Annotated in this window: 18 protein-coding genes and 1 tRNA gene; 9 read left to right on the forward strand and 10 right to left on the reverse strand. The window is 70.3% G+C overall.

Annotated features, from left to right (window positions below):
- The first annotated feature begins 234 nt into the window (after positions 1 to 234).
- Positions 235 to 1,224 (forward strand): GDP-mannose 4,6-dehydratase, encoded by a 990-nt coding sequence (locus WG209_RS18305; protein WP_337176523.1) that lies wholly within the window; start codon positions 235 to 237, stop codon positions 1,222 to 1,224.
- A 614-nt stretch (positions 1,225 to 1,838) separates the two neighbouring features.
- Positions 1,839 to 2,504 carry a DUF1080 domain-containing protein gene (locus WG209_RS18310; RefSeq protein ID WP_337176524.1) on the forward strand — a complete coding sequence of 222 codons (666 nt, stop codon included), beginning with the start codon at positions 1,839 to 1,841 and terminating at the stop codon, positions 2,502 to 2,504.
- 75 nt (positions 2,505 to 2,579) lie between these two features.
- Here WG209_RS18310 and WG209_RS18315 read toward each other — a convergent pair whose 3' ends face one another.
- The gene (locus WG209_RS18315; protein WP_337176525.1) at positions 2,580 to 3,110 is read right to left on the reverse strand and encodes a hypothetical protein; all 531 of its coding nucleotides are present in this window, start codon (positions 3,108 to 3,110) and stop codon (positions 2,580 to 2,582) included.
- Between the two features lie 108 nt (positions 3,111 to 3,218).
- Positions 3,219 to 3,719 (reverse strand): response regulator, encoded by a 501-nt coding sequence (locus tag WG209_RS18320; RefSeq protein ID WP_337176526.1) that lies wholly within the window; start codon positions 3,717 to 3,719, stop codon positions 3,219 to 3,221.
- Positions 3,720 to 3,998: 279 nt separating this feature from the next.
- On the opposite strand from WG209_RS18320, the gene WG209_RS18325 reads away from it, so the two are divergent.
- From WG209_RS18325 to WG209_RS18340, 4 genes are all read left to right on the forward strand, one after another.
- Positions 3,999 to 4,766: a hypothetical protein gene (locus tag WG209_RS18325; protein WP_337176527.1), complete on the forward strand. Its 768-nt coding sequence runs from the start codon at positions 3,999 to 4,001 to the stop codon at positions 4,764 to 4,766.
- A gap of 23 nt (positions 4,767 to 4,789) precedes the next feature.
- Positions 4,790 to 5,380, forward strand: coding sequence for a TIGR00730 family Rossman fold protein (locus tag WG209_RS18330; protein WP_337176528.1), 591 nt, complete (start codon positions 4,790 to 4,792; stop codon positions 5,378 to 5,380).
- Between the two features lie 95 nt (positions 5,381 to 5,475).
- Positions 5,476 to 5,766 carry an autorepressor SdpR family transcription factor gene (locus WG209_RS18335; RefSeq protein ID WP_337176529.1) on the forward strand — a complete coding sequence of 97 codons (291 nt, stop codon included), beginning with the start codon at positions 5,476 to 5,478 and terminating at the stop codon, positions 5,764 to 5,766.
- The gene (locus WG209_RS18340) at positions 5,763 to 6,422 is read left to right on the forward strand and encodes a DUF1648 domain-containing protein (RefSeq protein ID WP_337176530.1); all 660 of its coding nucleotides are present in this window, start codon (positions 5,763 to 5,765) and stop codon (positions 6,420 to 6,422) included. Before WG209_RS18335 ends, WG209_RS18340 begins: the two co-directional genes overlap by 4 nt.
- Positions 6,423 to 6,500: 78 nt before the next feature.
- On the opposite strand, the gene WG209_RS18345 is transcribed toward WG209_RS18340, so the two are convergent.
- The 4 genes from WG209_RS18345 to miaB all read right to left on the reverse strand — a co-directional run bounded on the left by WG209_RS18345 (position 6,501) and on the right by miaB (position 14,293).
- Entirely contained in the window at positions 6,501 to 8,870 is a 2,370-nt protein-coding gene (locus tag WG209_RS18345) for a CocE/NonD family hydrolase (protein ID WP_337176531.1), read from the reverse strand.
- Positions 8,871 to 8,962: 92 nt separating this feature from the next.
- A complete protein-coding gene (gene glnE, locus WG209_RS18350; protein WP_337176532.1) occupies positions 8,963 to 12,088 on the reverse strand; it encodes a bifunctional [glutamate--ammonia ligase]-adenylyl-L-tyrosine phosphorylase/[glutamate--ammonia-ligase] adenylyltransferase in 3,126 nt (1,041 codons plus the stop codon).
- Positions 12,089 to 12,125: 37 nt separating this feature from the next.
- Positions 12,126 to 12,851 carry an SMI1/KNR4 family protein gene (locus WG209_RS18355; protein WP_337176533.1) on the reverse strand — a complete coding sequence of 242 codons (726 nt, stop codon included), beginning with the start codon at positions 12,849 to 12,851 and terminating at the stop codon, positions 12,126 to 12,128.
- A gap of 8 nt (positions 12,852 to 12,859) precedes the next feature.
- On the reverse strand, positions 12,860 to 14,293 hold the full coding sequence (gene miaB / locus WG209_RS18360; protein ID WP_337176534.1) for a tRNA (N6-isopentenyl adenosine(37)-C2)-methylthiotransferase MiaB: 1,434 nt from the start codon (positions 14,291 to 14,293) through the stop codon (positions 12,860 to 12,862).
- Positions 14,294 to 14,462: 169 nt separating this feature from the next.
- On the opposite strand from miaB, the gene WG209_RS18365 reads away from it, so the two are divergent.
- Positions 14,463 to 14,535: transfer RNA gene (locus WG209_RS18365), tRNA-Val, on the forward strand.
- 86 nt (positions 14,536 to 14,621) lie between these two features.
- Complete coding sequence (gene hpnR / locus WG209_RS18370) at positions 14,622 to 16,172, forward strand: hopanoid C-3 methylase HpnR (protein ID WP_337176535.1); 1,551 nt, start codon at positions 14,622 to 14,624, stop codon at positions 16,170 to 16,172.
- A 9-nt stretch (positions 16,173 to 16,181) separates the two neighbouring features.
- On the opposite strand, the gene pckA is transcribed toward hpnR, so the two are convergent.
- Positions 16,182 to 17,753, reverse strand: coding sequence for a phosphoenolpyruvate carboxykinase (ATP) (pckA, locus tag WG209_RS18375; RefSeq protein WP_337176536.1), 1,572 nt, complete (start codon positions 17,751 to 17,753; stop codon positions 16,182 to 16,184).
- A gap of 586 nt (positions 17,754 to 18,339) precedes the next feature.
- On the opposite strand from pckA, the gene WG209_RS18380 reads away from it, so the two are divergent.
- Positions 18,340 to 18,966, forward strand: a complete 627-nt coding sequence (locus WG209_RS18380) for an RES family NAD+ phosphorylase (protein WP_337176537.1) — start codon at positions 18,340 to 18,342, stop codon at positions 18,964 to 18,966.
- A 14-nt stretch (positions 18,967 to 18,980) separates the two neighbouring features.
- Here the strand turns inward: WG209_RS18380 and WG209_RS18385 are convergent, their stop codons facing one another.
- From WG209_RS18385 to def, 3 genes are read right to left on the reverse strand one after another with little or no spacing between them, the layout of a single operon-like run.
- Complete coding sequence (locus tag WG209_RS18385) at positions 18,981 to 19,658, reverse strand: metallophosphoesterase family protein (protein WP_337176538.1); 678 nt, start codon at positions 19,656 to 19,658, stop codon at positions 18,981 to 18,983.
- A gap of 24 nt (positions 19,659 to 19,682) precedes the next feature.
- Complete coding sequence (gene fmt / locus WG209_RS18390) at positions 19,683 to 20,645, reverse strand: methionyl-tRNA formyltransferase (protein WP_337176539.1); 963 nt, start codon at positions 20,643 to 20,645, stop codon at positions 19,683 to 19,685.
- Positions 20,646 to 20,688: 43 nt separating this feature from the next.
- Entirely contained in the window at positions 20,689 to 21,306 is a 618-nt protein-coding gene (gene def, locus WG209_RS18395) for a peptide deformylase (RefSeq protein ID WP_337176540.1), read from the reverse strand.
- Between the last annotated feature and the right edge of the window lie 136 nt (positions 21,307 to 21,442).

Below are 21,442 nucleotides of genomic sequence, written 5' to 3' on the forward strand. Positions count from 1 at the left end.
GGATCGGGGCGGCGGTTCGGTGGGGGCGCATCCGCCCCCCGGGGTTCGTCGCGAGGATGTCCCACCCCTGGATTATGTTCAAGCCGAATCCCGGAGTGACATCCCGCGCCAGGTTTCCCGACGGACGGCCGGCCCTTCGCGGGGCGCTACGCGATACGCTAGAATCGAGCCCGTCGCGACGCTTTCGCGGACTCTCGACCGCGCTGGACACTTCGAAGGGGGCCGGATCTCGACATGCGCGTGCTCATCACGGGGGGGGCCGGCTTCATCGGCTCGCATCTGGCCGACGCCTACCTGGAGCGGGGAGACGAGGTCTTCGTCCTGGACGACCTGTCGACGGGGAGCATCGACAACATCCGGCACCTCCGCGACCGGCCGAAATTCCACTACGCCATCGAGAGCGTCCACCACGCCCAGACCGTCGCGGAGCTGGTCGACCAGTGCGACGTCGTCTTCCACCTGGCCGCCGCGGTGGGCGTCCGGCTGATCGTCGAGAGCCCCGTCCGCACCATCGAGACCAACGTCCACGGCGCGGAGGTGGTCCTCGCCGCGGCGAACAAGAAGAAGAAGAAGGTGCTCCTCGCCTCCACCTCCGAGGTCTACGGCCTCAGCGAGGACGTGCCGTTCCGCGAGGACGGCAACCTCGTCCTGGGTGCGACCAGCAAGGGGAGGTGGAGCTACGCCTGCTCCAAGGCCATCGACGAATTCCTCGCCCTGGCCTACTGGCGCGAGCGCAAGCTGCCGACGGTCCTCGTCCGCCTGTTCAACACCGTCGGCCCCCGCCAGACCGGCCAGTACGGCATGGTCGTGCCGACGTTCGTCAAGCAGGCGCTCACCGGCCGACCGATCACCATTCACGGCGACGGCTCGCAGTCGCGCTGCTTCACCGACGTCTCCGACGTCGTCGCCGCCCTCGTCGGCCTGATGGATCACCCCGGCGCGGTCGGCGAGGTCTACAACGTCGGCTCCACCGAGGAGGTCACGATCCGAGGGCTCGCCGAGCGCGTCAAGCAGCTGACCGGCTCCTCCTCCGAGATCGTCGCCATCCCCTACGAGCAAGCCTACGGCGATGGCTTCGAGGACATGCCTCGCCGCGTCCCGGACATCGCCAAGATCCATGGCCTCATCGGCTATCGGCCGCGCAAGTCGCTCGACCAGATCCTCGGAGGGGTGATCGACTACTTCCGCGACCCCTCGACGGCCCCGGCGACCTTCCCGGGCTGACGCCGGCCGGGGCCGACCGGGAAAATTTCGCGAATCCTGAAATCCGGCGCGAGCCCCCCCCGACCGTACGGGATGTTGAGTAGGCCGTTCCTTGACAACTCGGACGCTGCAAGGGCGAGGGGGCCCACGGCGGGGTCGACCCAAGCCCGGGCCGGCCCCCCCCCGGGCCGGCCACACGACGCCTTGCCGAAGGCCGGATGACGCGCGCGACCGGGAGCCGGCGGCGCATGTACCCCCGATCGACCATCGCGGTTGGAAAAGAGGGTCCCCAACGGGACTTCCGTACGTCGAGTCTCGACCTGGCGCCCGTCGCGTCGGGGCTCCGGGCGGGCGGTGCATGCTCGACGGGCGGGGCCCGACGCGAAAACCACTTCGAAAACGACGAACGAAGCCAACTTGTTTTGAGTGCAAGCTGTTGCCGGAAAACGGCTTGTCGAGAATGTACCGGCGGGCGTGGCGCGCGAACGAAGCCAGGCCGCGGCACACCGTCGAGCCGGGTTGCGAAGGCGGCGGGCGGCTTGATCGGCGTCGTGGCGTCTCGTACAGTCGCGGTTCATCGGGGCCGCGATCCGGCGCGGCCCGCATCCCGACCCCCCGAGGTAGCCGAGGACGCCATGATGATCCGACGAGCCTGGCGCGTCGCCGCGACGCTTTCCCTGACCTTCGCCCTGTTCGGCGCCCGGTCCGCCATGTCCGAGGAATGGCGGGCGCTCTTCGACGGCAAGAGCCTGGACGGGTGGGAGCACGTCGGCCCCGGCCAGTTCGTGGTCGAGGACGGGACGCTCAAGACCGAGGGGGGCATGGGCCTCCTCTGGTACACCCGCGAGAAGCTGGGCGACTGCGTGATTCGCGTGGTCTACCGGGGCCATGCCGAGCGAGCCAACTCGGGCGTGTACGTCCGCATCGCCGACAAGCCGGCCGACCCCTGGTTCGCCGTCCACAACGGCTTCGAGGTGCAGGTCCTGGACGCCGGCTCGCCGGGGGGGAGCACCGGCGCCGTCTACACCTTCGCGCCTTCCCAGAACCGACCGGCCAGGCCCCTGGGGTGGAACACCCTGGAGATCACCCTGAAGGGGGACCGCATCACGACCCGGCTCAACGACGTCCCCGTCGCCGACTTCGACTCGTCCACCCTCACGGACGACGCCGAGACGAAGGAAGGCCCCGGCGACCCCTCGCGGCGACCGCGACCCCAGGCCGGCTACATCGGGCTCCAGAACCACGACGACAAGTCGATCGTGTCCTACAAGGAGATTTCCGTCCGGCCGCTCGCCGAGTGACGAAAGGGGATCGGCCCGCCGTCTCCCGAGGGACGGCGGGCCGTTCCGAATCTCTCTCGTCCCCAGTGACGGGGCTCAGTCGTCGTCGTCGTCCGAGTCGTCGTCGGCCTCGACCTCGACATCATCCTCGTCGTCGTCGACCTCCTCGTCCTCGACGGCGGCCTCGATGACCGGCTTGGCGGCCTTGGCGGCCTTGGCGCGGGACGGGGCGACCTCCGGGCGGGGGATGGACGCGCCGATGCCGGGGGCGTCGGCGGGGATCTCCTCCTTCGACCGCTGGACGAAGTGGGTCCCCTTGCCCTTGGCGGTCAGCTCGGCGGCGCGGGCCTCGGCGGCCTCCTTCTGGCCGTACTCGAACGTGCCGACGGCCTTGTAGGCGTCGTTCATCACGACCCAGACGATCTTCATGCGCGCCGCCGGCTTGGCGGCGCGGGTCGTCTTGGCCTTGGTCTTCGTGGCGGCCTTGGTCTTCCGCTTCGGTTTGGCGACGACCTCCTCGTCGTCCACCTCGACGACGTCGTCCGACTCGTCTTCCATGGGGTCAAGAGGCTCGGCGGCCTCGCTCTGGCGACGCAGTTCCAGTCGATTCAGCGGTTTCCCAGCCATGAAACCGGCCCTCGGATCTCGATAGAAGGGGCAACGAGGCTCGGCCTCGCAGGGGAGTCTGGCCCTCGTCGGCGGGCTCCCCGCCCCGACGGCTCACCAGCGCCTAGCTTACTCCATGCCGCGGAGATCCGACAAGGCGGACGGCCTCGCGCGCGCCGAGGAGTTCGGCCCGGCCTCGGCGTGCCCCCGATGGTCGCGCCAGTCTCGGCGTCCCGCGTTGGCGGCGTCGGGGCCCTCGGCCAGCATCCGCCGCACGGCCGCGGCCAGCTCCACGGGGTGGTACGGCTTCATCAGCGAGTCGCGGACCCCCAGGGCGCCCAGGGCCTCGACGTGGGATTCCAGGATCGCCGCGCTGCAGACCAGGATCGGCTGGCGCGGGTTCATCGCCTTGATGTGCCGGCAGGCCTCCACGCCCGGCACGCGGGGCATGTTGAGATCCATGAGGATCAGGTCGTAGGGCCCTCGCGTCTCATAGGCGTCGATCGCCTCGCGTCCGTCGGCCGCCGGCTCGACGTCGTAGCTCTCCATGATGAGGAACTGGTGGACGAGGCCCCGGAGGACGGGCTCATCCTCCACGAGCAGCAATCGGCCGAGCGCTTCCTTGCTCATGCGGTCCTCCCCGGCGGTTGACGCGACCCGGCCGACCGCCTCGCCGCGGCGGCATCGGGCTCCCGGCGGCTCGGGCTCCTTCCCTCGCCGCGTCGCGTCCATCGTCGACGTCGCCCGCGCCGGCGCCGGGCGACCGGGAGTCTAGTCGAAAGCCCGGGGCCGGGCCATGCCGAGTCCGGCGGCCCGCGCCTGCCGTCTTGCGGAACCCTGCCCCCCCGAATCATGATGTCGGGACGAGCGACCGAACCGACCCGACCCCGGCCCCGCGAGGCCCCGCCCATGAGCGCCCCGGAGGAGATGCAAGCGCCCGCCCCGGCCCCGACGCCCCCCGCCGTCGTCCGCGAGCACTCCCAGGGGCTCGCCGACGCGATCGCCAGCGAGGAGGACGTCGACCGCCGCCTGGCCGAGATCGAGATGATCGGCGAGGAGGCCGCCGCGGGCTGGCGTCCTCCGGACGTCCCGCCGCTGGCGCCGGAGGTGCGCTTCCTGCACGTCTCGCGGACGATCCACCAACTCGTGACCGACCGGAATCGCTCCGTGGGTATCTTCCTGGCGGTCGCCTCGATCCTGGTGGCGGCGGCGACGGGCCTTCTGAACGTCCGGCCTGACGTCGCGCCGATGGTCCCGATCCGGGTCGTCCAGCGCTGGTGCCTCCCCGCCACGTTCGGCACCCTCGCCGTGCTGGCGATCTTCATCAGCTTCCTGCTCATCCGCGCCCGGATCGGCCTGATCTACGAGGTCGCCAAGCTCAACGCCCTGCTCGGGCTGGCTTCCAAGCGCGTCGAGCGAGTCAACCCGCTGTCGATCTTCTACATCATGCACCTGCTGGTCGTCGTGCTCGGCGGCGGCTCGGCCGGCCTGGCGACGGCCATGGTCATCTACGGCGCGCTCGCGCCTGGCGCGGCACCCGCCGGCGGGGTCGGGGGGACGGCGATCGCCGCGGGGATCGTCGTCGCGCTGGCGTACATCGCCGGGCTGCTCTCGCTTTACTACATCACGATCCTCCGCAACACGACCGACGCGAAGCTCGGCGCGGCGAGGGTCTGAAGGTCGAAAGGGATTCGCACGCGATGAAGGAACGTTCGCGCGTCTGCGTGTTCTGCGGGTCGTCATTCGGGAATTCGCCCGCCTTCCGGGAGAACGCCGAGCGCGTCGGCCGCGCGATCGCCCGCAAGGGCTTCGGGCTGGTCTACGGCGGGGGCCGCGTCGGCCTCATGGGCGTCGTCGCCGACGCCGCGCTCGCCGAGGGGGGCGAGGTCATCGGCGTCATCCCCGAGGTCCTCTCCTCCCACGAGGTCGCCCACCACGGCCTGACCGAGCTGCACGTCGTCGCCGGCATGCACGAGCGAAAGGCCATGATGACCGCCAGGTCCGACGCCTTCCTCACCCTCCCCGGCGGCGTGGGGACCTACGAGGAATTCTTCGAGATCCTGAGCTGGGCCGCCCTGGGCATCCACGCGAAACCCATCGGCCTGCTCAACGTCGAGGGCTACTTCGACCCGCTCCTCGCCCTCCTGGAATTCGGAGCGGACAGCGGCTTCATCCGCCGCCGCCACCTCGCCCCGCTTCGCGTCTCCGCCGACCCCGAGGCCCTCGTCGCCGACATCCTTTCCCACTCCCCGCCCGGCCTCCCCCCCAGGGCCACGCTCGACGACGTCTGAGCCATTTTCGCTTGAGCCGACGGCGTCCTCGCTCGATAATTAGACGGTCGGCTAAATATCCGGCCGGGCTCGGCGAATCCACGGGCGGGGACGCGATGAACGAGGTGTTCAAGGCGCTTTCGGATCCGACGCGGCGAAAGGTCCTCCAGCTCCTCGGCCGGGGCGAGATGTCCGCCGGGGAGCTGGCCGGGCATTTCGACGTCTCCAAGCCGTCGATGTCGCACCACTTCGCGGTCCTCAAGGACGCCGACCTGGTGACGACCCGGCGCGAGGGGCAGCAAATTTACTACGCGCTGAACACGACGGTCCTCCAGGACGTCGTGGCGCGGATCTGGGATCTCTTCGGCGTCGAGCCGAAGCCGAGCGGAGGGGGAGGAGAGCCATGAAGCGACTCTGGTGGGGGGTGGCGATCGCGCTGGCGGCGTTCACCTGGGGGGCCTCGGCGTGGGCGTACCCGAATCTCCCCGATTCGATCCCGATCCACTGGAACATCCACGGCCAGGTCGACGGCTGGGGGAGCCGGGCGAGCGTCTTCCTCATGCCGGGGGTCGCGACCGGGCTGCTGGTCCTCTTCGCCTTCCTCCCGGCGCTCTCCCCGAAGTCGTTCGAGGTCGATTCGTTCCGGCCGACTTACCTCTACATCCTGGCGGTCACGGTCGGGCTGTTCGCCTTCATCCAGGTGGTGATCCTGGCGGCGACTTTCCAGGAGATCCGCGGCGAGCGGTGGGTCGACATCGGCCGGGCGCTGGTGGCGGGGATCTTCGTCTTCTTCGGCCTGATGGGGAACGTAATGGGGAAGGTGCGCAAGAACTTCTACATCGGTATCCGCGTGCCGTGGACGCTCGCCAGCGATCGCGTCTGGAACGACACGCATCGGCTGGCGGCGTGGCTGATGGTCGGCGGTTCGGTCGTCGGCCTCGCCCTGGTGCTGCTGGGCGCCCCGCTCCCCGCCGCCTTCGGCGTCCTCTTAGGGGTGGCGCTCGCCCCCATCGTCTACTCGTTCCTCCGCTACAAGTCGCTGGAGCGTCGCGGGGCGCTTTGAGGACGAACCCGAACGATGCGCCCCGCATGCGGGATGGAATAATCAGGCGTTACTCTGTCCCGCATGCGGGAAGACGGCTCATTCTCCCGCGTCGATCCAGCGGGCGAGGTCGGCGGGAGACGGCGGGGCGTCCTCGACGGTGAGTTGGTCGGGCGTCCCGGCGAGTTCATACGCGGACGCCGGCCAGGTCACCGAGAAGTGGGCGCCGGGGCGGCTGATCCGCAGCGGGGCCGGCGCGGCGAGCGCGGCGGCGGCCTTGAGGCCCCCGAACTGGTGGATGCCGGGGAGGTCGATCGCCGCGGGGACGGCTCCGCGCTCGTCGGCGTCGTCGCCGCCGTCGAGGTCGATCGCGGCCCGGGCGAGGCCCGGGATCAGCGGCCGGGCCAGGAGCGCCTGGCGGCCGGCGAGCCCCGAGGCGACCAGCGAGACCTCGCGGACGTCGGGCTGGGCGTTCGCCCACGCGGCCACGGTCGCCAGGTCCTGCATCTGGTCGGCCGCGGTGGACGGGTTGTAGGTCGGCCCGTGGACGACTTCGGGCCGGTGCGGGACCGGCCGGGCGGGGTCGATCGACTCGCCGACGAACAGCGGGTCGAACCCGACGACCGACTGCCCGCGATCCAGCAGCGCCCGAGCCGTCTCGGACAGCTCGCCCGATGGCGTCGTCAGGGCCGCCTTGCCCCGGTCTTCGGCGATGATGGTCAGCCGACCGTTGGACCGGGCCGGCGTCAGGCGGACGACCGGGATCGACTCTCCGCCGCCGCGACGGCCGACGCGGTAGTGGGCGATCGAAAGCCCCTCGCGGCTCGCGCGACGGACGACCTGGGCGTCGATGGCCTCGGGCGCGGGGGACACGAGGCCGACACGGACCGCCAGCGCCGTCCTCAGGAACGGGCGCGCGGCCTGCCAGACGACGGAGCCGCGCGCGGGCGACAGCGCTTCAAGCTGCCCGGCGATCGTCGCGATCAGGTGGTCTTCAAGCTCCTCCGGGGTCTTGCGCTCCGGGGCGGGGTGATCGGCGTCGAAGGTGACGAGGGTCTCGGCGGTCTCGGCCTTCTGCTCGCCTTCGCGGGTGTCCACGGAGTCGTCCAGGCCCAGGAGGCGACGGCCCATGAAGGCGTAGACGGCGTTGCGGCTGGTCTGGTTGTAGTTGTGGGGGAAGTCGAAGATGACGGCCTCCAGGTCGTCGGGCGAGCCGATCAGCGAGTAGACGCCGCGGATCGCCGGGGCGACGTGCGTGAGCGTCTTCGAGGTCCAGTCGCCGGTGGCGCCGACGAGAATCATCGGCCGGGGGGCGAACAGGGCGCCGAACTCGACGTTGTCGGTCCCGATCCGCAGGCCGGCGGCGTTCTCGCAGACGCACCCCCCCTGGAAGTGGTCGGAGATCATGACGACGGGGGCGGCGACCTTGATGCGCTGGTCGAGCGCCGAGAGGATGAACGTCTGGGTGCCGCCGCCGGACTCGCCGGTGCAGCCGATCCGCGCCGGGTCGACGTCGGGGAGCGACGTGATCCAGTCGAGCACGCGGATGCTGTTCCAGGTCTGGAGCGTGAACAGGCTGAGGCCCCATCGGCTCAGTCGATCGTTCAGGAACTCATGCGGGAAGGGCTTCGAATCGTTGTAGCCGACCATGTCGTACAGGAACACGACCGCGCCCAGCTTGGCCCATCGGATGCAGCGCTGCTGCACGTCCTCGGCCATCCGGCCCTCCTCCCAGTGGCCGTGGGGGCAGAGGATGGCGGGGACTTTCCCCGTGGGCGACGGGCTAGGGCGGTAGAGGTTGCCGCTGAGCGTGAAGCCGGGGAGCGTCTCCAGCACGACCTTTTCGATGGTGTAGCCGTCGCGCTCGACGCGGCCGTAAACCTTGGGCTCCAGCGGCGTCTTCGGCGGCGCGGGCCAGAGGCCGAGCGTCACTTTCATGTGATCGCGTAGATGGGCCGCGCGGTCGCGCCAGGCGTCGGCCGTGGCGGGGGCGCGGAAGTCGGCGCCCTCCTTGTTCGTGCGCGAATGGGCACGGCGAGAGTCGGGGGCGGGCGACGCGGAGTCGATCGCGCCGCGGGCCACGTCCAGCAGCCGATTCGGGTCGCCGTCCGGGTCGGGGTCCAGGACGATCAACGCGGGGCAGGGGGGAGGCGCGACCTCGTCGGCCTTGCCGTCCTTCGGCGGCTCGGCGGCCTTCTCGGCGGCGGTCGCGAGCTTGAATGGTCCCTGGATGACGCCGAGATCCAGCCAACGCGGGGACGGTTCGCCCGGGACGGCGGCTCGCGAGAGCGTGACCAGGTCGCCCTCGCGGGCGATCGACCACGCCTCGTTGGCGGGGGCCCAGACCCGGAGCGTGGCCCGTTCGTCGGGGCCGAGGGGCACGCCTTCGGCCAGCCGGGGGAGGTCGCTGGGGGTGAAGATCGTCGGCGACGACGCGACGACGGCGAGCGCGACTGCCAGGCTCAACATGGGATCGACTCCGCGAGGGACGGGGACGCCGCCGGGCCGCCGTCGGCCGGTCGGGTGGAATCGATCGATGGTAGGCGTCGCGGCGGGGGGGCTCAACCCTCCGGCGGGACGCCCGGGACGACCTGCTGGAAGATGGCGCGGGCGCGAGTGGTGTGCCGGGCGGCGTCGAGGAGGAAGTCGGAGACGGCGTCGGTCGCGTCGGGGACGTCGTACTTGAGGCGGCGGGCGAGCCGGGTTAGGTCGTCAGGCTCCGTCGGCAGGTCGGAGCCGGCGCGGTCGCGGATGAGGCGGAGGCGGGCGTCCAGGCTGAACAGGAAGTTGTAGATCTCGCGCAGCTCGCGGTGGAGCTCGATCGGGAGCACGCCGGCGGCGGTGAGGGCGTCCATCGCTTCCCAGGTATTGGCGCGGAGGACGTCGGGCCTCTCCGCCGCGTGGACGAGCATGAGGTATTGCACGACGAACTCGATGTCCGCCAGGCCGCCGACGCCCCGCTTGAGGTCGCCGGGCCCTCGCGATTCCTCCAGCCGCCGCCGCATGGCGACGACGTCGCGGCCCAGGGCCAGGGGGTCGACCGGCCGGACCAGGATCGACCGGATCGCCTCGGCAACGTGGCGGCGGAACCCGCCGGTGGCGAAGACGACGCGGCCCCGCGTCAACGCCATCCGCTCCCACGACTGGGCCGAGGAGAGGTGATAGCGCGTGAACGCTTCCAGCGTGTTGACCAGCGGCCCCGCCGCGCCGTGTGGGCGCAGGCGGGTGTCGACCTGGTACAGCACCCCGCCGGAGCCGCCGGCGAGCGCCTTGAGGATCCGCTGGGCCACGTCGGTCACGTACAGGTGGTTCGAAGTCCGTTCGGGGCCGGCGGTGTGGCCGTCGCTCTCGTGCAGGAAGACGAGATCCAGGTCGCTGTGATAGTTCAGCTCGCGCCCGCCGAGCTTCCCCAGGGCGAGGATCGCCCAGCGGTCGCGCGCGCCGTCGGCCGCGCGGATCGGGGCTCCGTACCGGGGGAGCCGGCGCGGCCACTGGTCGCGCGCCACCTGGCCGAGGATCGCCTCGGCGACGTCCGCCAGCTCGCGGGTCACGTCGCGGATCGACTCGCGCTCCAGCAGGTCGCGGGCGCCGATCCGCACCCATTCCTTGTTGCGGAAGCTCCACAGGATCGGCGCGAGATCCACGATCGAGCCCCGCGTCAGCTCGGCCAGCTCCCCCTTGATCGCCGCGCCGGGGAGCGGACGGTCGATGGCCAGCGAGTCCATCAGGTCGTCGATCATCCCCGGGTTGTTCGTGAGGATGCCCGAGACGAGCTGGCTGGTGGCGCAAAGCTCGACGTACAGGCGTAGGCTCGGCGGGTTGAGCGCGAACAGCTCCCAGAGGACCGCCTTGGCCCCGAGCGACGCGGAGACCCGCTCCAAATTCGTGAGCGTCAAGTCCGGGTCGGCCGTCCTGCCGACCGCCCGGAGCAGCCTCGGCGCGATCGAGGCGAGGAAGTGCCGGCAGCGCGCCTGCGACAGGAAGGCGAAGTCCTCGCGCGCCAGGGCCATCAGATTCCGGTACGCCGCGGCCGGATCCTGGAACGGGTAGCGTGACAGCACGGCGGCGATCTGCTCGTCGCTCGGGTCGGGGTCGAGCACCAGGTCGACGACCGGGTCGGCCTCCTCGCCCCCCTCGCCGTGGAGGAACGCCTGGTGCAGGATGTGGTTGAGGATCCGGCGGTTCAGCTCCGTCTTGGCGCGATAGTCGGCGAGGAATCGCTCGGCCGGCCCGAAGCGGCCCTCCGACGGCCCGAGCGGCATGTAGCCCATGCGGATCGCCAGCGTCCGCAGCTCCTCCATCGAGCGGGGCATCTCGTGGGTCTGGCGGTCGAACAGGATCTGCAACCGGTGCTCGACCCGGCGGAGGAAGCGGTAGGCGCGATCCATGACGCCCCGCTCCTCGGCCGTCAACGAGCCGGCACGCTCCAGCCGCTCGATGGCCTCCAGCGTGTTGACGACGCGGACCGAGGGGTACTCGCCGCCGTGCAGGAGCTGGAGGAACTGGACGACGAACTCGACGTCGCGGATCCCCCCCCGGCCGGTCTTGACCTCGAAGTCCGCCAGCCCGGCCGACGCCGTGCGCTGCTCGATCCGCCGCTTCAGCGACTTGATCTCGGCGATCTCCGCCGCCCCGAGATAGCGGCGGTAGACGAACGGCGTCACGGCCGCGATGAACGCGGCGCCCAGTTCCGGATCGCCGGCGATGGGCCGGCACTTGATGAGCGCCTGTCGCTCCCAGGTGCGCCCCCGGCTGACGTAATAGTTCAGCGTGGCGTCCAGCGACCTCGCCAGCACGCCCTGGTCCCCCTCCGGCCGGAGCCGCATGTCGACGCGATAGGCGAACCCCATCGCGGTGTGGTCGGACAGGAGCCGGACGATCTCGGCGCTCATGCGCGCGAAGAACTCGGCGTTGGAGACGGCGCGGGGGCCGGTGGTCGCCCCCTCCTCGTCGTAGAGGAAGATCAGGTCGATGTCCGAGCTGTAGTTCAGCTCGACGCCCCCGAGCTTCCCCATCGCCAGCGCGGCGAACCGCGCGGGCGCGCCGTCGCCGCGCGTGGGCGCGCCGTGGCGGCGCTCCGCCGATTCCCGGGCGAGGCGCGTGGCGGCCTCCACGCAGGCCTCGGCCAGGTGCGACAGGTCGGCCGTCGTGACCTCCAGCGGGACGCCGCGGATGATGTCGTCGTAGCCGATCCTCAGGGTCTCGCGCAGGCGGAATCGGCGGATGACGATCCTGGGGTCGACCGCCCCCCCCTCGCCTGACAACTCCTCCCAAAGCTCCGAGATCAGCGAGTCCCGGTCGCGGCGACCGGCCCCGGCCTGGAGCCAGTCGATCAGCCCCGGGTCCCGGATCAGCAGCTCGCCGAGATGCTGGCTGGTGCTGAGGACCTGGAGCAGGATCTCGACGGTTCGGGGGCCCGCGAGCAGGCGGTCGAGGCCGTCGGCGGGGTCGGGCAGAGCGGCGACGTAGCGCTCGAAATTCGCCAGCGCCATGTCCGGGTCGGGGCAGCGGGGCAGGAGGGTGTCGAACAGCTCGACGAGGCGGGCGAGCGAGGCGGGCCGGGCGCGACGGCCCAGGGCGTCCACGTCGCGAGCGCCCCGCTCCAGGTCGCGGAGGCCCATTCCCCGGAGCCAGTCCCGGGCCGGCTCGGCCGCTTCCGACGCTCGCGCGGACCGTTCATCGATCACGACGACGCTCCCGACAAGGACGACCCCCGAGCCCGGGTCAGGGGGACGCCAGGTTGGGCGGGACGTGCTGGATGTGCCGGATGATCGCCTCCAGGTCGTCGGAGTCCAGGCCGGTCTTGGCGGCGATCTCGCGCTCGCAGACGCCGGCCAGGACGAGCGGCGCGACGTCGACGGCGATCGCCCGGAGCGACGCGGGGAGGTCGGGCTGGGGCGTATATCGGCGGTGGGCGTCCCACGGCGCGCCGAAGTCGTCGAAATCCGGGTCGAGCCAGTATTCCCGGCCGCCGTGGGACAGCATCGCGAGGAACCATTCCTCGAAGCTCCGGGCGATGATCCGCGGCTTGGTCCCGGCCGCCTCGTCGCCGGAGACGAAGATCGGGCTCCCCCCGCCGGGCCAGCGGTAGCCCAGGTCGATGCAGACGGTCTCCACGTTCGGATTGCCCAGCTCGAACCAGCTCTCGGGCTGGATGCGAAGATCCTCCATCGGGCCGAAGAGGATCATCGGGCCGATGGCCGAGATGGGATGGATCAGCGGGGCGTCGCGGCGGAGGCCGTCGGACAGGAGGAGCCAGGCGCGGAGGCCGGGGGGGAGGCGGAAGCCGTGGCGATGCTCCCACGCGGCCAGCTCGGCGTGCGACGCGGCGGGGCGGACGGACTCGGCGCCGAAGGCCAGGGCGAGCGCCCGGGGGTCGGGGCGGAGGGAAGGTTCGACGCCCCCCCACGCCATCCAGCAGTCCACCAGGCGTCCGAGCGGGCTCGACATGGCCCCGCTCACGCCGTGCGCCCGTTCGCCCCGCCGGCGAGCCCGCCGAAGAGGGTCACGGCGCTGGCCTGCTCGATCCGCACCCGCGCCATCTCGCCCGCCAGGCTCTCGGGGCCGGGGAAGACCGCGATCCGGTCGCATGTGGTCCGGCCGACGAGCTGGTCGGGCCCGTCCCACCCCTCCTTGCGCGTCGTCGAGCGGCTCGGGCCCTCGACGAGCACCTCGACCTCGCGGCCGATGAACGCCCGGTTGTCCTCCAGGCTGATCGCCGTCTGGAGATCCAGCAGGATGTGGTTCCGCCGCCGCTTGACCTCGTCGGGCACGTCGTCGGGGAAGAGGCTGTCGGCCTTGGTGCCGGTCCGGGCGCTGTACTTGAAGATGAAGCTGTTCTTGAACCGCGACCGTTCCAGCAGCCGGGCCGTCTTCTCGAACGACTCGTCGGTCTCGCCGCAGAAGCCGACGATGAAGTCGCTGGAGACCGACGAGCCGGGGATCGTCTCGCGCAGGCGGGCGAGCATCTCCTCGTAGAACGCGACGGTGTACATCCTCTTCATCCGCTTCAGCACGTCGTCGCAGCCGCTCTGGGCCGGGACGTGGATGTAGCGCGAGACCTTCGGCAGGTCGCGGACGGCCTGGAGCAGGTCGTCGGTCATGTCGTTCGGGAAGCTCGTGATGAACTTGATCCGGACGAGGCCGTCGATGTCGTGGAGCCTGGCCAGCAGGTCGGAGAGCCGGGCGACGCGGCCGTCGGGCGTCTTGTGCTTGTAGCTGTTGACGGTCTGGCCGACGAGCGTGATCTCCTTGACCCCCTGGAGGGCCAGCAGCCGGGCCTCGGCGACGATGGCGTCGGGCGGGCGGCTCTGCTCGGGGCCGCGGACCGACGGCACGATGCAGTAGGTGCAGAACTTGTCGCACCCCATCATCACGCGCAGGTACGCCTGATGCGGGCTCGGGCGGACGGCGGGCTCGCGGTCGGCGTCGTAGCTGTCGAAGCTGGAGGTGACGCGGTCGCGGCTGCCGGCGTTCCGCGCCAGGCTCACGGCGAGCTGCGGCTTCTCCTCGGCCCTGGCCTTCGAGAGCAGCTCGGGGACGCGGCCAAGCTGGCCGGGTCCGATCACCACGTCGACGTGCGGGGCCCGCTTGAGGATGGAGCCCTGGTCCTTCTGGGCCATGCAGCCCAGGACGCCGATCGAGAGGCCGGGCTTCTCGCGCTTGAGGTTCTTGATCCGCCCCAGGGCGCTGTAGATCTTGTCCTCGGCGTGCTGGCGGACCGAGCAGGTGTTGTAGAGGATGGCGTCGGCCTGGTCGATGTCGTCGGTCAGCTCGTAGCCGTCGTCGCGCAGGCGGGCGACCACCAGCTCGCTGTCGAGCACGTTCATCTGGCAGCCGACGGTCTCGATGTACAGCTTCTTCGAGGGCTGCGCGGTCGTATCGTCGGCCATCGCAAGAGGCACTCCCAGTCGGCGCGGTCGGGTCGGCGGATCCTCCACCCAATCCTACCAGCGGCCGGCGAAAATGGGAACGTCATCCGCGCCCCGCCCCCCGCCGCGAAAAGCCGGGACGAGTCCACTCCCAAGACGCGGCCCCCTCGGCTAGAATGTCCCGGCCCGGGGGCGATTAGCTCAGCGGTTAGAGCGCCTGCCTTACACGTAGGACGTCGGGGGTTCGAATCCCTCATCGCCCACATTCAACCCTCCCCTCCCGGACGACGCGAGACGGCGCCCCTCGCGGCGATTCGCCCGTTGGGCCGCCCGGTCGACCGATCCACCCATGCGAATCCTGGCCGTCCATCCCAGCGCGTTGATGTACACGAAGGTCTTCCTGCGGCTGGAGCCGCTCGGGATCGAGACCATCGCCGCGGAGCTGCGGAGGGCCGGGCACGAAGTCCGGCTGATCGACCTCCAGGTAGAGGGGCACGCCGCCTACTTCCGCGCGGTCGAGTCGTGGCGGCCGGACGCCGTCGCGTTCTCGCTCAACTACCTGGCGAACGTCCCGGAGGTCGTCGACCTGGCCCGGGCGACACGCGACCGGCTGCCGGGCGCGTTCCTCTTCGTCGGCGGCCACAGCGCGTCGTTCGTGGCGGCCGACGTCCTGCGCCACGCCGATGGCGCGATCGATTGCGTCCTGAAGGGGGAGGGGGAGGCGTCGGTCGCCCGGCTGATCGAGGCCGCCGCCGACCGCGACCCCGCCTCCCTGCTCGAAGTCCCGGGCGTCGTGACGGCCGACGGCACGGGGCCGGCCGCGGTGTTCGTCAAGGACCTGGACGCGCTGACCCCGGCTCGCGACCTGTTGCGCAAGCGGCGTAAATATTTCATCGGCGTCCTCGACCCGTGCGCTTCCATCGAGTTCAGCCGTGGGTGCCCCTGGGATTGCTCGTTCTGCTCGGCCTGGACGTTCTACGGACGCAATTACCGCGTGAAGTCGGTCGAGTCGTCGGTCGACGAGCTGGCCTCGATCCGCGAGCCGGGCGTCTTCATCGTGGACGACGTCGCCTTCATCCAGGCCGACCACGGCATGAAGTTGGGCGAGGCCATCGCGCGACGCGGCATCAAGAAGCAATATTACCTGGAGACCCGCGGCGACGTCCTGTTGCGCAACAAGGAAGTCTTCCAGCTCTGGAAGCGGCTGGGCCTCCAGTACATGTTCCTGGGGGTCGAGGCGATCGACGAGGAGGGCCTGAAGCGCTTCCGCAAGCGGACCACCCTCTCCAAGAGCTTCGAGGCGATCGAGTTCGCCCGGTCGATGGGGATCATGGTGGCGATCAACATCATCGCCGACCCCGCCTGGGACCGCGACCGCTTCGAGGTCATCCGCCAGTGGTGCCTGGAGATCCCGGAGATCGTCAACATCAGCGTCAACACCCCCTACCCGGGGACCGAGAGTTGGCTCACCGAGTCGCGCAGGGTGACCTCGCGGGACTACCGCCTGTTCGACATCCAGCACGCCGTCCTCCCCACCACGCTGCCGCTGCACGAGTTCTACGCGGAGCTGGTGAAGACGCAGCAGGTGCTCAACCGCAAGCACCTGGGATGGAAGGCCGTGTGGGCGCTAGGCGGCATCCTGGCGAACAACCTGGCGCGCGGGCAGACGAACACGCTGAAGATGCTCTGGAAGTTCAACGGGGTCTACAACCCGAAGCTGCAGATGGCCGACCACGCCGCGCCGGTGCGATACGCGATGGCGCCTCCGCCCCCGCATCGCGACACGGTCGACGCCCACGCGCTCTACGTCCACCCCTCCGCGGGGCGACGGGGGCGGACGATCGACAACGAGACCGAGGCGTTCGTCGAGGAAACCCGCCTCGGCAAGCCGCCCGCCTGAGCCGCCGCATCAGGCCGGCGTGAACTGGCGCTGGTTCTCCTCGAACCTCGCGGTCAGGTCGGCCGCGGCGCGGTCGTAGGCCGCCGGATCGCCCCACGAGGCGCGCGGGTCCAGCGTCTCGGGCGCCACCCCGGGGCAAGACTCCAGGCGGCCGAGGCGGAACGCGCGATCCTCCCGGGTCGTCGCGTCGTCGAGCCGGCCTTCCAGCACGGCGTCGACCAACGCGCGAGTGATCGACAGGGGGATTCGCCGGCCGACCCCGTGCGGCCCGCCGTTGATCCCGGTGTTGATGAGCCAGCAGCGGACGTCGTGACGCTCCATCTTCTCGCCGAGCAGCCGGGCGTACTCCCTCGGGCGCCGCGGCAAAAACGGCCCGCCGAAGCACGGGCTGAACGTCACGACCGGCTCGCTGATGCCCACCTCGGTCCCGGCGACCTTCGAGGTGTAGCCGGTCAGGTAGTGGAACATCGCCTGCTCGGCCGACAGTCGCGCGATCGGCGGCAGCACGCCGAACGCGTCGTAGGTCAGGAAGAAGATGTGCCGAGGATGCCCCCCCACGCCCCACGGGTCGGCGCTGGGGATATGGGTGATGGGGTAAGAGGCCCGGGTGTTCTCGGTCTTCGCGGCGCTATCCAGGTCGAGCCGGCGGCCGACGGGATCGATCGCGACGTTCTCCAGCACGGTGCCGAACCGCCTGGTGGCCTCGTGGATCTCCGGCTCGGACTCCTTGCGCAGCCGGATGGCCTTGGCGTAGCACCCGCCTTCGAAGTTGAAGACGCCGTCGTCGCCCCACCCGTGCTCGTCGTCGCCGATCAGCGTGCGGCCCGGCGTGGTCGAGAGCGTGGTCTTCCCCGTCCCCGAGAGGCCGAAGAACAGCGCCACGTCGTCGCGGTCATCGCCGTAATTGGCCGAGCAATGCATGCTCAGCACCCCGCGCGGGGGGAGCAGATAATTGAGGATCGAGAAGATCGACTTCTTCACCTCGCCGGCGTACTCGGTCCCGCCGATGAGGACGAGCCTCCGCGCCAGGTTGATGAGGATGCAGGTCCCGGACCGCGTGCCGTCGCTCGCCGGGTCGGCGCGGAAGTTGGGGGCGGCGATGACGGTGAACTCGGGCCGGAAGGCGCTTAGGGCCTCCTCGTCGAACTCCCGGATCAGCATGTTCCGCGCGAACAGGCTGTGCCACGCATATTCCGTCACGACCCGGACGGGAAGCCGGAAGCGCGGATCCGCGCCGCCGTAACAGTCCTGAACGTACAGATCCCTGTCCGCGAGGAATGACCTCATGCGGCCCCAGGCGTGTTCGAAGTGGGCCTCGGAGATCGGCCGATTGAACGGACCCCACCAGATATCGTCGCGGCTGGATGGCTCCTCGACGACGAACCGATCGTTCGGCGAGCGGCCGGTATGCTGCCCGGTCGCGACCACCAGCGGCCCGAGATGCGCGACGATCCCCTCGCCCCGACGGATCGCGTGCTCGTACAGGATCGGCGTGGGGAGGTTCCAGTATGTCCCCGCCCGCCGATCGATCCCGAGCATCTCCAGCCCGCGCGCTTTCGAGGTCGTCGATTCGCCGCTCATGATCGCCTCGCCGTGATGGTGCCGTCGGCCGCCGGAACGGGGGACCTCCTCATGGTATCGCCGATGCCACCGCGGCGCAAGGCTGTAAGCGGGGCTTCACCGCCGCGCCAGTGCGTCGCGCGACCGCGACAACCTGCGCATGATGCTGTACAATGACGGTGGAGACAGGTCGGGCCGCGCGCCCGACATGGACGCCCGCCTCGCATTCCCTATGTCGACGGGTGGTGGATAATGACGAAGAAGGGTCCTCAGGCCCCTGGCGCGGATATCGGGCCCGGAAAAGGGCGGAAGACGCTGCTCGTGCGCCCCGGCATGAAGGATGCGATCCCCGTCGGTCATGACAAGTCGGGGAAAGGACATCGCATCGCGGGGCGTCCCCAGCCTTCGCGGCCGGCGACTTCCGACGACTCTCATGCTCGCATTCGGGCTTTGCTGCTCCTTCACCTCGGCTCGATGAAGGCTGTCGACGCCTGGCTGGATTCCCCAGATACGGGGTATCCCACCACGGCCAGAGATGCGATCAACGCGGGTCACGCGGAATTCGTCCTGAGGGATCTGGAGTCGCAGTGGGGGCCGAACCCCTCCTATGCTTGACCGCCCGTCGCTCGACGCGGAGCTTCGAGCCCTCGCCGACGAAGGCGCGGCCGTCGACGTGGACGCTTTCGTCTTCCGATCGATCGCCCTTCGCCACTTCATGCCGCCGCGGAAGCCCTCTCCGCTCTACTGCTCCGGGTCGATCGGCTCGCGCTTCGCGCCGGATGGGCATGCCTTCCGATGCTTGTACGCCGCGCTGGACGCCGAGACCGCCCATCGCGAGGGCAATCAGGCCTTCTACGCGGTCCGATCCCTGGGCGTCCGACCGGCCGATCTAAAGCCGCCCGACGAGGTCGTGATGATCGGGGTCCGGTTCAGCCTCAGGCGCGTCCTTGACCTCGGAGATCCGTCGGTGCGGGACAGGCTCGGGACATCGGCCGCGGAACTTGCCGGCCGGTGGAAGCTCGTGCCGGACGCCCCGACGCAGAGGCTCGGTGCCGCGGTGCATGACTCCCGGGCCTTCGACGGCCTCGCTTACCCCTCCGTCCAGAATCCCGGGGCCGTCTGCCTCGTCGTCTTCCCGGACACCCTGGCGAAAGAGTCGTTCATCGACTTCCGGTCCCGGACGCCCGGCGTGCCGAACGTACGCATGAGGATGGGCCCCCCGACAGCGGGTTGAAACCGCGTCCCCCGTCAGATCGGGGCGCGACGCATCCGCAGCTTGCCGCCGCGATCGGCCTGCCAGACCCTGGCCTTGTCGACGTCCAGGGCCGTGAGCCATCCCCCGCCGTGGCAGTAGGTGTCGATGCAGACGATATGCCCCAGGTTGAGGATCTTCCCCCCCTTCTGAGAGGTGTGGCCGGCGATCACCTTCCTGCCCGAGTAGTGCGCGCGGGGGACGCCGTCTCGCAGCGAGTGCCACCGCAGCAGAGAGGCCGGCTGGCGGTGCATCGGCAACGCGGGGTCGTAGGCGGCGTGGACGAAGATGTGGGCTTCGGTCTCGAAATAGGGGACGCAGCTCTCAAGGAAGGCGAGGTTCGACGGCGCCAGCCTGGGCAGCTCGCGGCCCCAATCGCGGTCCGGGCTGGCGTAAGGGGGCTCCGCGCCCTCCGGGGGGGACTTGCGGGGCAGCCAGGAGCGGGCCTGGAGCAGCATCTCGTCGTGATTGCCCAGGATGGGGACCAGGCGGCAACGGCGGCGGAGGCCGGCCAGGGTGTCCAGCACGCCCCGGGAGTCGGGACCGCGGTTGACGTAGTCCCCCAGCATGACGATCGTGTCGTCACGGCCGGGCGAGATCGCCTCGAGTATCGCGTTGAGGGCCTTGGAGCAGCCGTGGACGTCCCCCACGGCGATCATGCGACGGTTCGGCATCGGCGGTCGCGGGCCCCTTTCGCGTCAGCCGCCCATCCGATCGCCGGCCTGGACGTGGTTGCCACGGACGAAATCGGCGGCGGGCATCGGCTTCTTGCCGGGCGTCTGCACCTTCAAGAGTCGGACGGCACCCCGTCCGGCCGCCACGTCGATCCCCTCGCTGGTCGCGGCGAGCACCGTCCCCGGCTCCCCCGAGCCGTCCATGACCGTCGTCGCGTGGACGATCAGCCTCACCGAGCCCTTCGGCGTCCAGGGGAGGGCGGTCCAGATCGTCGAGGCGATCGGCCAGGGTTGCATGGCCCGGACGAGGTCGTGAATCCTGCCCGCCGGGAGCGACCAGTCGATGACGCCGTCATCCTTGCGGAGCTTCGGGGCCTTGGTGACAAGCGCGGGGTCTTGCGGCAGGATCTCCGCCCGACCCTCCGCGACCTGGCGAATCGCGTCGAGGATCAGGGGAGCGCCCAGCGCGGCGAGCCGATCTTCCAACGCCCCGGCGGTCTCGTCCGGGCCGATGGGAGTGCGGGCGAAGGCGATCATCCCCCCGGCGTCGACCCGGGGGGTCATGTGGATGACCGTCACTCCCGATTCGACCTCGCCGTTCTGGATCGCCCTGGCCACCGGCGCGGCGCCCCGATACGCCGGGAGGATCGACCCGTGCAGGTTCAACGCCCCGACGCGCGGCACGCCCAGCAATTCCGCCGAGAGGATCTGGCCGTAGGCCGCCGTGATCAGGAAGTCGGGCGCCAGCGAGCGGACGTGCTCGACCGCCTCCGGGGCGTTGACGCGCTCGGGCTGGAAGACCGCCACGCCTCGGGCCAGGGCTTCTTGCTTGATGAGGCTCGGGATCAGTTCCTGCTTCCGCCCCTGGGGGCGGTCGGGCTGGGTGACGAGCGCCGGCATACGGAAACCGGCGTCCAGCAGCGCGATGAAGGTAGGGAGGGCGAAGTCTCCCGTGCCCAGCATCACGATCGAGAGGGGCTTGTCCATGCGGATCTCCTGGCCCGGTAACGGCGACGGCAGTGGAGGCGGGTCAGGCGTCGGCCGGCGCGGGGCCGGACACGGCGGCGATCGTCGGCGCGGGCATCTCCTTCAGCCGCCGGATGATCTCCGCGTCCTCCGGATAGGCGCCGGCCTTCTGGGCCTCCCGGAACTCGGACTCGAAGGTCCGCAGGTTCCCCTTGATCCCGTGCCGGGCCAGCGGGCCGAGGTAGTCGATGAACAGCTTGCCGTCCAGGTGGTCGATCTCGTGCTGCATCGCCCGGCCGAACAGCTCGTCGGCCTCGAACTCCACCTCCTGGCCGGATAGGTTATACGCCCTCACCTTCACCTTCTTCGGCCGCCGCACCTTGGAGTAGAGCCCGGGGAGGCTGAGGCAGCCCTCCTCGTCGTCCTCCCAGGAGTGACGCTTGACGATCTCCGGGTTGATGAAGACCAGTTCCTGGTCGGCCTGATCGGGATCGGCGGTCACGTTCAGGACGAAGAAGCGGAACGGCAGGCCGACCTGATTCGCCGCCAGCCCGACTCCCCTGGACTCGTACATCAGCGAGAACATCTCTCGGACGACGGCCTTCAGATCCTCGTCGATCCGTTCCACGGGGCGCGAGGCGAAACGCAGGGCGGGATGGGGATACTTCACGATGTGCAGCACGAGACGACTCCGCGCGGGCGTGCGAACCTGGACCTCTCGATCATTATACGAGATGCCCGCCCCCCCGGTCGCGGTCGGTTCGCGATCGGGCCCGGCATTCGGCCCGACCGCCCGGAAGATGCGGCGGCGACCCGAG

Source organism: Paludisphaera sp., from assembly GCF_037189885.1.
Lineage (GTDB): Bacteria > Planctomycetota > Planctomycetia > Isosphaerales > Isosphaeraceae > Paludisphaera.